Source organism: Psychrobacter sp. KCTC 72983 (assembly GCF_014280455.1).
GTDB classification, from domain to species: domain Bacteria; phylum Pseudomonadota; class Gammaproteobacteria; order Pseudomonadales; family Moraxellaceae; genus Psychrobacter; species Psychrobacter pacificensis.
The window spans coordinates 1,294,261-1,307,298 of record NZ_CP060390.1 but is presented as its reverse complement, the minus strand read 5'-3'; the positions used below and the strand labels follow the sequence as shown (position 1 = coordinate 1,307,298).

Genomic DNA, 13,038 nt, shown 5'->3' with positions numbered 1-13,038 from the left:
TATTTATTGCATCGTCTTTTATATCTATATGGTTATTGCGATTTTTATCTGGCAATTATTGACAATGAGTGCTTACTATCAAAAATATGATGCAGAAAATTTCACCATATTGAACTGGTCAGTACATTCGTCATACCATCGAAACATATTCAGTAGAGTTTGGGGTGGGAGTTTATATGCGTATCGTAGTTTGTGATGATGAGCCTTTAGCGCGTGAGCGTTTGGTCAGAATCGTACAGGAATCAGGTTATGAGGTGGTTGCGCAAGCTACCACAGGGGCAGAAGCGATTGTCGCCGTAAAAACTCAGCAGCCTGACATTATATTATTAGACATTCGTATGCCTGAGATGGATGGGGTGCGCTGTGCCCAAGAGCTGGACAAACTTGATCATCCACCAGCCATTATATTTGTCACCGCTTACGATCATTATGCGATAGCGGCACTAAAAGCCAATGCAATCGGCTATTTGTTGAAACCGGCAAACAAAGACGAGCTATTAGAAGCACTGAACAAAGCAAAAAACCTAAACGCGGCGCAATTGAATGAAATTCGCAAGCTTGCAAATCCAACGGCGCGTCCGATACGCGAGCATATTGCTGCTCGTACCCATCGCGGTGTAGAGCTGATTAAACTTAAAGATATCTATTATTTTGCGGCAGATCAAAAATACGTCAAAGTACGTCACAAAGATGGCATTGTATTGATTGATGAGACCCTAAAAGAGCTAGAGCGAGAATTTGATGATCGTTTGTTCCGTGTGCATCGCAACGCTATTATCAATCTGAATTTTTTAGACTTTTTAGAAACCCTAGACGCTGGACAATATCAGATACGTTTTAAAGGAATCGATGAGACGTTAGCCGTGAGTCGTCGTCATCTGCCAGCCTTACGTGACAAAATTCAAAGCATGTAATAGGATGTTTTCAGAGCGACATAATCATCCCATATCATCAAACCCTTATTTATGCTTAAATAGGGGTATTTTTTTGCGCCAGCATTTACTATCTCTGATGTGAGTCGACCATTTTTTGTGGCAAGTTTTCCTAATCGCTTAGCACCAACTTGGCACTGACACTGTAGCATTTAGATTATAGTACCGAATTTATTGAGGCCCTTTATGAGCAATCCGCAGCAACCTGCTTTGACTACCTTAACCATCGCCACGCGACAGAGTCCTTTGGCTCTATGGCAAGCGGAGCATATTCGTGATCGCTTACTGGCGCTCTATCCTGAGTTGACAATTGAGTTACTAAAAATTGTCACTAAGGGTGACAAGATTTTGGACACACCTTTGGCCAAAATTGGCGGTAAGGGTTTATTTGTCAAAGAGCTTGAGCAAGCATTGTATAACAAGCAAGCAGATATTGCGGTACATTCGCTAAAGGACGTACCGATGCAGATGCCTGAAGGCTTGACACTAGGTGTCTATTGCAAGCGTGCTTCACCAACTGATGCTTTTGTCTCAAATACTTATAATAGTATTGATGAATTGCCGCAAGGTGCAGTTGTTGGGACGTCAAGTTTGCGCCGTCAGTGTCAGATCAAAGCCTACCGCCCAGATCTACAGATCAAAACCTTGCGCGGCAATGTTGGTACGCGTTTAGGCAAGCTAGATGCAGGCGAGTATGATGCCATTATTTTGGCGACCAGTGGCTTGCAGCGTATCGAATTAGATGAGCGCATTCGCGGACAGCTAGATATTGATGCCTGTTTGCCTGCCGTTGGTCAAGGTGCGTTAGCCATTGAATGCCGTGAAGGTGATGACGAGGTGTTGAAATTACTAGCGCCATTGAACGATGATAAAGCGCGTATTCGCCTTATCGCTGAGCGTGCGCTTAACCGTCACTTGGAGGGTGGCTGCCAAGTCCCGATTGCAGCCTATGCTGTCTTGCAAATGGCTGATGAAACCAGTGCGAATAACGATGACAATGGTGAAAACGGCAACAACGATAACGGTAATGTACTGTGGCTCCGTGGTCGTGTGGGTCAGGCGGATGGCAGTAAATTGCTAAAAGCAGAAAAGCGAGTGACATTGGTTGGTACACAAGACGAGCAAGAGTCGCAGGCAAATCAGCTCGGTATTGATGTTGCCAATATACTACTTGCTGATGGTGCAGGGGCTATCTTGTCAGCGATTTATCACGCTGAGTAGCGTATTCACTTTGTCATACTGAGTCATTGATCCACATATCCACTGTTTGGTCGATGATTCAGTCCATTCTACAAGCCTTTTGTCGTGGTACATCTATGTCATCAACGTCAACTAAAGCTAGGTCTACTCATAAAAATCAATCCACTGATGGGTCGGTGCCAAAAATTGTCATCAATACGCGGCCGATAGCACGCGCTGCGCCATTGACGAATCATTTGCGAGCAGCAGGGTTCACGGTGGTTGAGATACCGATGTTGACGTTACAGCCGCGCCCAACGACTGGCGATGACCTAGCATTAATGCGTGCGTGGCTAGCAGGTGAATATAAGGCTCTGGTCATCATAAGCCCAACGGCGGCCACTTCTGGGTTGAATGTTTGGCAGTCGCTTGTGTACAGTGAGCATGACGATAGTAGTTATGCGCAACTGGACAATAAAGCAGCCAACATAGCTTCTGAAGCTTTGGTAGCCCCAAGTCAAATCATTGCAGTGGGTCAAGCAACCGCTACGGCATTGACTCAAGCCAATATAGACTCGGCAAACTACCAAGTACGACAGCCTGAAGTTGCCAATAATGAAGGTATGCTAGCAATGCCTGAGATAGAGCGTTTACAGGCGGGTGATAAGCTTTTGATATGGCGCGGACTGGGCGGGCGACGATTATTGGTCGATACTTTACAAGCACGCGGTGTACATGTCGATAGTATTGCGTGGTATAAGCGTACAATGCCTACCGAGGCAATGACTCAGTATCAGCAGTGGCAAAAAGATTTTTTTGTATGTAATCAAACGACAAATACAACACCAAAGCAAGCAAAACCTATCGTCGTCGTGAGTAGTGGCGTTGCTTTTGAGCATTGGACGAGCATCGTCCAAGGTGCAAGAGAAAGAATGTCAGAACCAAAACGTAGTAATGACATAATGACTGATGGAAGAGATAATTTGCCACTCACGCTAGCGGACTTTTCTTATGTCGTATTGGGTGAGCGCTTAGCAAATATGGTTGCAGCGCAGCGCTTGAGCTATTGGCGTGTAGAGGATTTGGCGCCAGACACCATTCTTTCAGCCATCACTACCAATACTTAGGGCGTGTCTCTATTTTAAAAATGGTGATAAAAATGAGATAAATCACAGGCAAACAGCGGCAAAGATTTAGCCATTTTTAGTCCATTTAGTGACAAACGTTTGAATTGGGGACATGCCCTAATTTTATAATTTCTATTTGATTTAAATATGTTTATACCTACCCATCACGGTACTGTCTTATGCCAATGAATTCTGAGTCTTTATCTAAGGATCCTTCTGCTATACAGCAGCGTCGGCAAGCAAATATCTTGCTGCTGCGGATGCAGTGGTTGGTCATTTTGCTGCTTATCGCGGCATTACTCTGGCTCTATATTAGTCAGCAGCGTTTTCAGCACAGTGTCAATGAGCGGTTGCAGAGCAATGAGCAGGTTGTCAGTCGTCTAAATGAGATGGACGATCGTTTATTTGCCATGAGTCAGCAGACATTGCCAGAGCCTAGAATCAAAGCCAGTAGCCAAGCGCAAAATCAGCTGGATTTACTACGTATTCAAATAAAAGCCGCTGACAGATTGCTAGCAGACAACAATGATAGTGCCGCGATCGAGTTGTTGCGAGGTTTGCATTGGCAATTGGCACAAAGCAGCAACGAGATTGCACCTGCATTGACCGTCGTAATCAAGCAAAGTTTGCTTAAAGACATCGAGCGATTACAAGCGCAAAGCTCACAACCTAGCCCATGGCAAATACAAAATCTTGCGATTCAAAACATCCAAGAGTTTTTGCACAGTCATGAGCGCCTTGGGAGTTACGAGGGTACTGATATCCAGCGCCGAGAGCTAGTTGATGCTGCAACTGAGGGTGACCAAAAGCGTGCAGTAGCGAACCCGCCTGCTCAAACGTCAGTGCGTAACGATATGACATTAACGCGTAGACAACTGACGATTCATGAAGTCATCATGACGTTGAATTTGGCGAGCCAAGCGAGCAATATGCGCGAGCAGGATCAACTGATCAATTATTTGACCCAAGCGCGCAAACAGCTAAAAACCTTACTACCTAAATCATCGGTTAGCAATGGCAAAAACTCCGCGCAAGTTGGCGCCATTGGCATTGCTCCATCCGACAAAAAGCCAAAGGGTACGGACAACAACCTAGAGACCATGCAGTCGCCAAATGATATACCAGAGGTCATTGCCTGGCTTGACCAACTGATTGTCAATGCTCCTAAGCCAACACCCTTGTTAACCACACAGATTTTGGATAAGCCACAACCTTAATCGATACGGTTCGAAACAGCTATATATAGACAACATGAGACACAAGGTAAGTTATGACCAATATGAGTGAAAAGCCAGATTTTATGTCTGAGGTAGCAATTGATCGACCTGAAGTACTGGCGCATTACCCAGTGATTCATTATCAGCCGATTCATTGGGGTGAGATGGATGCCTTTAACCATTTAAATAACGTGGTGTATTATCGTTATTCTGAGTCAGCGCGCATTGGTTATTTGCACGCGTTAGATATGTTCGATGGCAGTATGGTCACCGTCTTGGCACAGTCGAGCTGCCAGTATTTGCACCCAGTGACCTATCCTGATACTTTGTTATTGGGGGTTCGCTGTAAGCGTCTGGGCAATACCAGTATTGCGATGGAATATAGCTACTATAGTACAGCACAAAACAAAATCGTTGCGACCGCTGATGCCGTCGTAGTGCGTCTCGATAGTGATGGGAAAGGTAAGTTACCGTGGACAGCAGAAGAACGTGCGCGCTTACTGGCACTAGAGGCAAAATTTGGTCATACCCCTGAATATTAGAATAGGCTTTAGCTGCGTTGATGACCTATCTCGGATAGTGTTATATAACCATCAAAAATAAAAAAGGCACGCTAACATTATCGTAGCGTGCCTTTTTTCATGACTTTTCTCAGGCCATTTTCCAAGTAGATTTTAGCTCTCTTGCGGTGCGTGCACAAAATCCACCACATTGAGATCAAAACCTGATAATGCATAAAACTTCATGGGCGATGACAGTAGACGCATATCACGGACGCCTAAATGACGTAATATCTGTGCACCAACGCCGATACTGCGATAAGGCTGCTGGGTGATGGTCGATTGTGACTCATTGTCCAAGGCTTTATCTAATGCATCCCCTAGATCGACCGGTTGATGATTGCCGACCCAAACCAACACACCGCGCTCTGAGGCGCTAATCTCTTCTAGCGCTGATTGGACGCTCCAGCCACTACGACCAGTCATATCATTTTTGGCGGCAAATAAATCACGCAGTGGGTGGAAACCGTGGACACGTACGGTACTCACGCCTTCGCTCACATCTCCTTTTACCAAGGCGATATGAGTTTCTTCAGCGCCGAACTCGCGGAAACGGTGCAAGGTAAAAGTGCCATGTTCTGTTTCAAAAGGACGAGTTTCGATTTCCTCTACCGTTTGCTCATTGGCGATGCGGTAGTTGATGAGATCAGCAATGGTGCCCATCTTGATGTTATGCTCTTTGGCAAATATCTCAAGATCATCGCGACGTGCCATGGTGCCATCAGCGTTGATGATTTCTACAATCACCGCAGCAGGCTCCAATCCCGCTAGGCGAGCCAAGTCGCACCCTGCTTCTGTGTGGCCTGCACGGTGTAGAACGCCGCCGTTTTGTGCCATGATAGGGAAAATATGCCCAGGCTGCACGATGTCTTCTGGTTTGGCTGCCGAAGATACAGCGGCTTGAATGGTGCGCGCGCGGTCAGCCGCTGAGATACCTGTGGTCACGCCTTCAGCCGCCTCAATCGATACTGTAAAGTTGGTGCTAAATTTTGCCTCGTTGCGATCTGACATCAGCGGCAATGCCAATTGCTGGCAACGCGCTTGTGATAGCGTCAGACACACCAAGCCGCGCGCGTGGGTAATCATAAAGTTAATGTCTTCAGGACGAACATGGGTCGCCGCCATGATGATATCGCCTTCGTTTTCGCGGTCTTCATCATCCATCAAGATGACCATTTTTCCAGCACGAATGTCTTCGATAATCTCAGGAATCGTATTTAAACTCATAGTAAATCTCAATATTTTATTATTAATAAATATGTGTGGTTTGTAATATAAAGGGTTGTCGGCTCATTGTAGCAGTAGTTGGTAACACGTGCTGTTGCCGTTGAGCAAATCGTTTGATCATCGTAGCAACCAAATATGAAAATGTTTCATGATTCTTATTCATCATGACGATAGGTATTTTAACGGTTTTTGCCTCAGCGTGCTGACCCAAAGCTGAACTATAACGCTTAGTCTTTTAAAAACAGGGTTCAGTTTTACCAATAGTATATGCAACTAACTTTCAAACCTTTTGATCCAGTGGGTCAATAGATCAGTCGTTACTGGCCGCTTGGCTTTTTAGCCACGCCATAAACTGCTTGCTATGCTGTTCTCGCTGGTTATCGGCAAACTCATAAAAGCTCGTGCCTGCTAAGTTTTCTGGCAAATAGCTTTGAGGGTAGTAGTGATTGGGATAATCATGCGGGTAAGCATACCCTTGACCATAGCCTTGATTGCGCATCAGTTTGGTCACGCCATTACGTAGATGTAGTGGTACTGGCGAGGCGTCTTTTTCTGCCAACGCCATCGCTGCATTGATCGCTTTATACGTGCTGTTACTCTTTGCACTGGTGGCTAAATAGACCACCACTTGCCCTAGGATAATACGCGCTTCTGGCATACCGATGGATTGCACACTGCGCAGGGCTGCATCAGCGAGGAGTAGGGCGTTTGGGTTGGCATTGCCGATATCTTCACTGGCTAAGATTACCAATCTGCGCGCGATAAAATCGGCAGGCTCACCGCCAACGAGCATTCGCGCCATCCAGTACAGCGCCGCGTCAGGATCTGAGCCACGCACTGATTTGATCATGGCTGAGATAATATCGTAATGTTGCTCGCCATCTTTGTCATAACGTACCAACGCGGTCTGCGCCACTCGGCTGACCAATTCATCATTGATAATAATCGGTGATTGCTTGGCATCCGCTGTTTGAATCGCTAGTTCTAGCAAGTTTAGTGCTTTTCTGGCATCGCCGTGGGCCATTTGGCTGATGGTCTCTTGTGCTTGCAAGTCGATGGTGAGTTTTTGGAGTATAGGGTCCTCCGAGAGTGCCCGCCGTAATACCGCACTGATTTGCTCAGGCGTTAATGGCTCTAAACGATACACTTGGCAACGTGATAAGAGCGCGTTATTCACACTAAACGACGGATTCTCTGTCGTGGCACCAATCAGCGTAATATCACCAGATTCTACCGCGCCCAATAATGCATCTTGCTGCGCCTTATTGAACCGATGAATCTCGTCGATAAAGACCACTGGTGACTCAAATGCCAGTGAGTCTTTGCTATCGAGCACCTCGCGTAACTGCTTGACCCCAGTATTCAATGCAGAAAGCGCATGAAAAGGTCGATTGACCGCATCCGCCAATAGCATTGCGATGGTCGTCTTACCGATACCTGCTTCGCCGTGCAAAATAATAGAGGGCAGATGCCCTTGTTCGACCAAACGCTGTAAAGGTGCGCCAGTGGCCAAAAGATGCTCTTGGCCAATAATAGCCGCGAGAGAAGCAGGGCGCATACGCTGAGCAAGAGGGGTGTCGGCATGAAAGTTAGGCGGCATAAGGTTCTCTATTAAAAAATTAAAAAATTAAAAAACGGTCTATTGGCTAAAGTGGCGGCCATTGAGAGATTTTATAGTAAAATCTAAATAACGACATACTCGTCTATAGTTATCATTTCTATTGAAGTGAAAAGCGTTTGTTTGCTTGGCATGATTCTCGCAGCAACTTTACTATGACAATGAGTATTAGACATCAGCAGTCAAAGTAGGCTAATTTATAAGTAGGGTACTTGCTATAAACAATACACGCTAGGCTAACGCAAAAACATGTTAATGAAAGCTAACGAAGCGTATAGCTTATGTCCCCAGCACTTTATTTTTAATCATTCATCCTTACTAACGGTTCAATGGTAACGATCAGAATGGTTGACCAAACACCATTTATTATCACTGCCCTAACAAATATAAGGTATTACATTGACGATGTCTGGACAACCTCTCAAGCGTTTGTTGAATCGATATTCACGCAGCAGCGTAAAAAAGCAGCAGTCGCGTTGTCTGACAATTGGCGAGATAGCACTGGCACGCTCAGTGTTCGGTGACAGTATCAGATTAGATGAAGTGCGACTAAAAACCACTTGGTGGGTTCTCAAAAGTTATGCGGTGAGTCCGAATGGTAATATTTACTTTAATCCAGCCGATTGGATCACAGATTTTAGTGTGGCCTCGTTGGGCAAGCAAAGCTGGCTCATCCATGAGCTCACCCATGTGTGGCAGTTACAGCAAGGCTTGAAAGTGGTACGCGGTGCCCTTATCGATCGGCGATATGATTATGTGCTAGAGACGGGTAAGTCCTTTTTTAAATACGGTATCGAGCAGCAGGCGCGAATGGTTCAAGATTATTTTGTGCGCCGTCAAAAAGGACAGGATTGTCAGGATTTAGAAGCCTGTATACCATTTTTGACAGTAAACGCCATGACTGACAAAAAACGCGCCAACAGCAATTTTACTATTTAAACTGCCTCATAGTAAGCGAAAAGCCTACGTGCATCACCATTTTAGCTTTTTATATTTTAGCCTTATTAAAGGATATTTACGCTTATGTTTCGACTTTTGCCAGTAAAGCCTCATGTTGATACTTCTGCTAGCTCAGCTCTGGCCGCAGTAGCGCTAACGGGCGTGCTATTTCTGACCGGCTGTCAGCAGCAAGCTGACGCACCGCCTGTACCAGATGAGGCTCAGACAACTGAAAAAACAAGTGAGGAAGACAGTCAACCTATGCAGCAAAGTGATTCTGCTGCGGCGCGTATAGAGCAGTTTCAGCCTATATACGTTGCGCAAGCGCAAGGGCTACAGCGTCGACTACAAGCAGAGTATGAGTCACTGGAAGCGGCAGATACTTCAGATAGCGAAGAGTCGCTATTACTCAATGGAGCGACTAACGATTCAGCTACTCTTACAGAAAATGCGAATAGCGCCAATTCCGAACCATTACCAGCTGATAGTCCAGTAGAAGCTAACGCTACCAGTGAGGAAGGTTCGGATGCAGGGATGAATACAAGTACCGAAGTGGGCGAGCGTGATCTGACTGTATTAAAGCGTATCAGTCTTGAGCCGCGCAAACCGACTATATTGACGGAAGAGCAGATCATCGAGCGATATCAGCAAACGATGGCAGCGTTATATCAGCCTGTGACTACGCCACTTAGTGCAGAGGATTCTGATACGCTGATCAATATAGCGACCTTAATACCTCAGCTGTTTGAGCATGCAGAGATTGCAGGAAGGGTCAGTGCAAAAAGCCCTGCGCTGGCTCGGTTGATTATTCAGCACCAAGTATGGGAGCAAATAGAAGCGCAGCAAGTGGTTGATATGCAGCAAATGAAGCAACAACAGCAGCAAGAATTTGAAACGCTCATGGCCAAATTCAACGATACGATTAAAGGATATGACGAGCAGATTGCTAAATATGAGCAGACGTTAAAAGAGTTTCAATAACGGTTTAAATGATACTCATAGTAACGAGTTTGCCAATAATTGGATGAAGTATATTCAATAGTATCTATCCCATCATAGCAATAAAAAATCCCGCACGATGGCGGGATTTTTTATTGTGTCTGTACTATTGGACTTACTTGCGGTCTTCAACCTTGACAAAGTCACGGCGCGTTTCACCAGTATATAACTGACGTGGACGACCGATCTTGTATGGGGCGCTGTGCATCTCTAACAAATGGCTGATCCAACCTGAAGTACGAGCCAGTGCAAAGATTACCGTAAACATTGATGTTGGGATACCGATGGCTTTTAAGATAATACCAGAGTAAAAATCAACGTTTGGATATAGGTTACGCTCGATGAAGAACGGATCTTCTAGTGCAATTTTCTCTAATGCCATCGCCAATTCAAGCTTAGGATCATTGATACCTAGTGCTTCTAGCACTTCATCACAAGTCTCTTTCATGACTTTCGCACGTGGATCGAAGTTTTTGTAGACACGGTGACCAAAGCCCATTAGCTTCACTTCACGGCTTTTCACTTTTTCCATGAATTCAGGCACGTTCTCAACCGTACCGATTTCGTCTAGCATCTCTAGTACAGCTTCGTTTGCGCCGCCATGTGAAGGTCCCCATAGGGCTGCAATACCAGCAGCGATACAGGCATAAGGGTTTGCACCAGTAGAACCAGCTAAACGTACTGTTGACGTAGAAGCGTTTTGCTCATGGTCAGCGTGCAAGGTAAAGATTTTGTCCATCGCGCGAGTGATAACATCGTTTTTCTCGTAGTCTACATCAGCAGGCGTTGCAAACATCATGTATAAGAAGTTTTCTGCGTAATTAAAGTCGTTACGCGGATACATGAACGGTTCGCCTTGTGAGTATTTATAACTCATCGCGGCAAGCGTAGGCATCTTAGCAATCAAACGAATAGCTGTGATTTCGCGGTGTTCTTCATTGCTTACGTCTAGGTCTTCATGATAGAACGCTGATAACGCACCAACGACACCAACCATAATGGCCATTGGATGCGCGTCACGGCGGAAACCTTCAAAGAATTTACGTAGTTGGTCATGAACAGCTGTATGTTCACGAATTTTTTCAAAGAAATCTGCCTTTTGCTCAGCGTTAGGTAGGTCGCCATTTAGCAACGCATATGCCACTTCTAGGTATTCAGCATTATTTGCTAACTCGTCAATTGGGTAGCCGCGGTGTAATAATTCGCCTTTGCCACCATCGATATAAGTAATTTTTGATTCAACAGGAGCAGTTACTTTAAAACCAGGGTCATAAGACCAAAATCCTGATTCTTGCAAAGCAGCAACATCGATAACTGGGCGCCCTAAAGTACCTTCAATAATAGGAAGTTCGTATTCTTCACCATTCACGGTTAGTTTGGCATTAGTGTCAGCCATAAATTGCTCTCCATTGTTTTTGATTCGTTAGAATAAAATTACTACAGACGCATACCTCACGTCGTTATCTGTCAAACGGCAAAATCCGTTTCACTCATTTAATACGCAAGGTATATTAGCAGCAATTACTTATGATTTGAAAAAACTTTTATTGACCGTGGGTCCAATTGGCACGACCTAGCGGTGGTTGTTCGCTGTAATTTTTGTATCAAAATATGTCTGATTGGTTATTTTGCGCCAAACTTTCTGTTTATCAAACATATTTACAACGTCAATATTGACGTTATATTTTGGGGTTTGTCGCAAAAACGCAGCAGGATTTCGTAAAAAACGAGGCTAAAAACAGACAGGGCATGAGCAGTAGACAAGTTAAGTGTCGAGCATAATTGTCAGAGGTAAGCGTTTTCCACATTCAGTATTACATATATCTATTCGTTTGTTAATTAAGTGTGTGCCTTTATTACTTTAGGGATAAATTTGTAATTATCGTCCAGTCATTTTATAATTGTAGGAATTAACTGGCACTAGCTTTGTGCGAATTGATAAGTGGTCATGATATAGTGTCGCCTAGAGCTTACTTTATACATGCTTATTTACGATTGTCTGGTATTTTGATAAACCAAACCGAATTCTGTGGTTTAAATGTTCTTGTTAACTGCTCTATTTTTAGATGCTGAGCACCAGTATTTGGTGCTCAGTACAAGGTTTATTTTGATAGAGAAGACATATTAACGTTGTCTGGCTATTCATACGACCAATAAAAATAGACTGGTTAGTCGATCTTACTCATGTTTATTTTCTTTGTTGTATAATAGATAGGTTGTTTTGTAGGCCTGTCAGCTCGACAAGCGACACTAAACAGCTTATCAATACCTTATATACATGATTCTTTCTTCATATTTAGCACAAACTAAAAGAAGTCAGCTAGCTCTTCCTTACTTTATTCGTCTCGTGTGTTGCTCGATGCTCAACTGACACCATTTTTGTCAAGCGTTGATAGCAGATACAGGAGTATAACCGCAAAAAGGATGCCCGCTGTGAAAAGCAACCGACCTATTGATCTGCCTCTAAGCCAAGTGATTAGCGTTAATCGCTCACCGATCGCAATCGCCTCTATTTTGCATCGTATCTCTGGCATTATTTTATTCTTATTAATTCCTGTAATGCTGTGGCTATTACAGAACTCATTGGCGTCGCCTGAGAGTTTTGAGACCGTATTTGACAACGTACTTGTGCGCTTTTTGGCATGGATATTTGTTGCCGCCATCGCATATCACTTCGTGATGGGTATCAAACATTTATTTGCTGATATGGGCATGAACGAAGAGCTAAAATCTGGCCGCGCTGCCTCTATGGTCAGTTTTGTAATTGCAGCGATTTTAGTTGTCGCGTCATTTATATGGGTGATGTTCTAATGATTAAAAATGATTCAGGAATCAAAAGTGCTACTGGTCTGACAGGTTCAGGCTCACGCGATTGGATTGTTCAGCGTATTAGTGCGGTTGTCTTGGCCGTTTACAGTGTAGTGTTGTTGGGTTTCTTTTTGACCCACGGTGAAGTCACATTCCTTGAGTGGTCATCATTCATGACCAGCTTACCAATGCGTTTGTTTAGCTTGATCGCAGTACTTGCGTTGGCAGGCCATGCTTGGGTAGGAATGTGGACAGTATTTACTGACTATATTACATCTGGCAAGATGGGTGAAAGTGCGCCAAGACTACGTTTGGTATTACAGACTTTGATGATTATCGCTATTTTAGTATTTCTATTTTGGGGCATTATGATTTTTTGGGGTAATGGTTTTGGCATCGCTGCCGTTTAGCCCTCTCATAAAAAGCTCTGAT

12 protein-coding genes are annotated in these 13,038 nt (G+C 44.5%); 9 read left to right on the top strand and 3 right to left on the bottom strand.

The genetic code is table 11. The features are described from left to right. The first annotated feature begins 176 nt into the window (after nt 1–176). The 5 genes from PSBA01_RS05570 (at nt 177) to PSBA01_RS05550 (ending at nt 4,997) form a co-directional block, all read left to right on the top strand. Nucleotides 177–914, top strand: coding sequence for a LytR/AlgR family response regulator transcription factor (locus PSBA01_RS05570; RefSeq protein ID WP_186475294.1), 738 nt, complete (start codon nt 177–179; stop codon nt 912–914). Nucleotides 915–1,118: 204 nt separating this feature from the next. Then, on the top strand, nt 1,119–2,153 hold the full coding sequence (hemC, locus tag PSBA01_RS05565) for a hydroxymethylbilane synthase (RefSeq protein WP_186475293.1): 1,035 nt from the start codon (nt 1,119–1,121) through the stop codon (nt 2,151–2,153). A gap of 95 nt (nt 2,154–2,248) precedes the next feature. Further along, nucleotides 2,249–3,238: a uroporphyrinogen-III synthase gene (locus PSBA01_RS05560; protein WP_186475292.1), complete on the top strand. Its 990-nt coding sequence runs from the start codon at nt 2,249–2,251 to the stop codon at nt 3,236–3,238. 179 nt (nt 3,239–3,417) lie between these two features. Beyond that, complete coding sequence (locus PSBA01_RS05555; RefSeq protein WP_186475291.1) at nt 3,418–4,455, top strand: hypothetical protein; 1,038 nt, start codon at nt 3,418–3,420, stop codon at nt 4,453–4,455. Between the two features lie 53 nt (nt 4,456–4,508). Then, nucleotides 4,509–4,997: an acyl-CoA thioesterase gene (locus tag PSBA01_RS05550; RefSeq protein ID WP_414706363.1), complete on the top strand. Its 489-nt coding sequence runs from the start codon at nt 4,509–4,511 to the stop codon at nt 4,995–4,997. 132 nt (nt 4,998–5,129) lie between these two features. On the opposite strand, the gene ribBA is transcribed toward PSBA01_RS05550, so the two are convergent. Beyond that, nucleotides 5,130–6,242, bottom strand: coding sequence for a bifunctional 3,4-dihydroxy-2-butanone-4-phosphate synthase/GTP cyclohydrolase II (gene ribBA, locus PSBA01_RS05545; RefSeq protein WP_071002577.1), 1,113 nt, complete (start codon nt 6,240–6,242; stop codon nt 5,130–5,132). 310 nt (nt 6,243–6,552) lie between these two features. Further along, entirely contained in the window at nt 6,553–7,842 is a 1,290-nt protein-coding gene (locus PSBA01_RS05540; protein WP_186475290.1) for a replication-associated recombination protein A, read from the bottom strand. Between the two features lie 423 nt (nt 7,843–8,265). Here PSBA01_RS05540 and PSBA01_RS05535 point away from each other — a divergent pair, with 423 nt between their 5' ends. Then, the gene (locus PSBA01_RS05535) at nt 8,266–8,799 is read left to right on the top strand and encodes a type IV secretion protein Rhs (protein WP_186475289.1); all 534 of its coding nucleotides are present in this window, start codon (nt 8,266–8,268) and stop codon (nt 8,797–8,799) included. 84 nt (nt 8,800–8,883) lie between these two features. Next, the gene (locus tag PSBA01_RS05530; RefSeq protein ID WP_186475288.1) at nt 8,884–9,780 is read left to right on the top strand and encodes a hypothetical protein; all 897 of its coding nucleotides are present in this window, start codon (nt 8,884–8,886) and stop codon (nt 9,778–9,780) included. A gap of 133 nt (nt 9,781–9,913) precedes the next feature. On the opposite strand, the gene gltA is transcribed toward PSBA01_RS05530, so the two are convergent. Further along, complete coding sequence (gene gltA, locus PSBA01_RS05525; RefSeq protein WP_186475287.1) at nt 9,914–11,194, bottom strand: citrate synthase; 1,281 nt, start codon at nt 11,192–11,194, stop codon at nt 9,914–9,916. Nucleotides 11,195–12,222: 1,028 nt separating this feature from the next. Between gltA and sdhC the strand changes: the two genes are divergently transcribed. Together sdhC and sdhD are read left to right on the top strand one after the other, a co-directional pair. Next, nucleotides 12,223–12,609, top strand: coding sequence for a succinate dehydrogenase, cytochrome b556 subunit (gene sdhC / locus PSBA01_RS05520; protein WP_083328899.1), 387 nt, complete (start codon nt 12,223–12,225; stop codon nt 12,607–12,609). 2 nt (nt 12,610–12,611) lie between these two features. After that, a complete protein-coding gene (gene sdhD / locus PSBA01_RS05515) occupies nt 12,612–13,016 on the top strand; it encodes a succinate dehydrogenase, hydrophobic membrane anchor protein (protein ID WP_228724673.1) in 405 nt (134 codons plus the stop codon). Nucleotides 13,017–13,038: the final 22 nt, after the last annotated feature.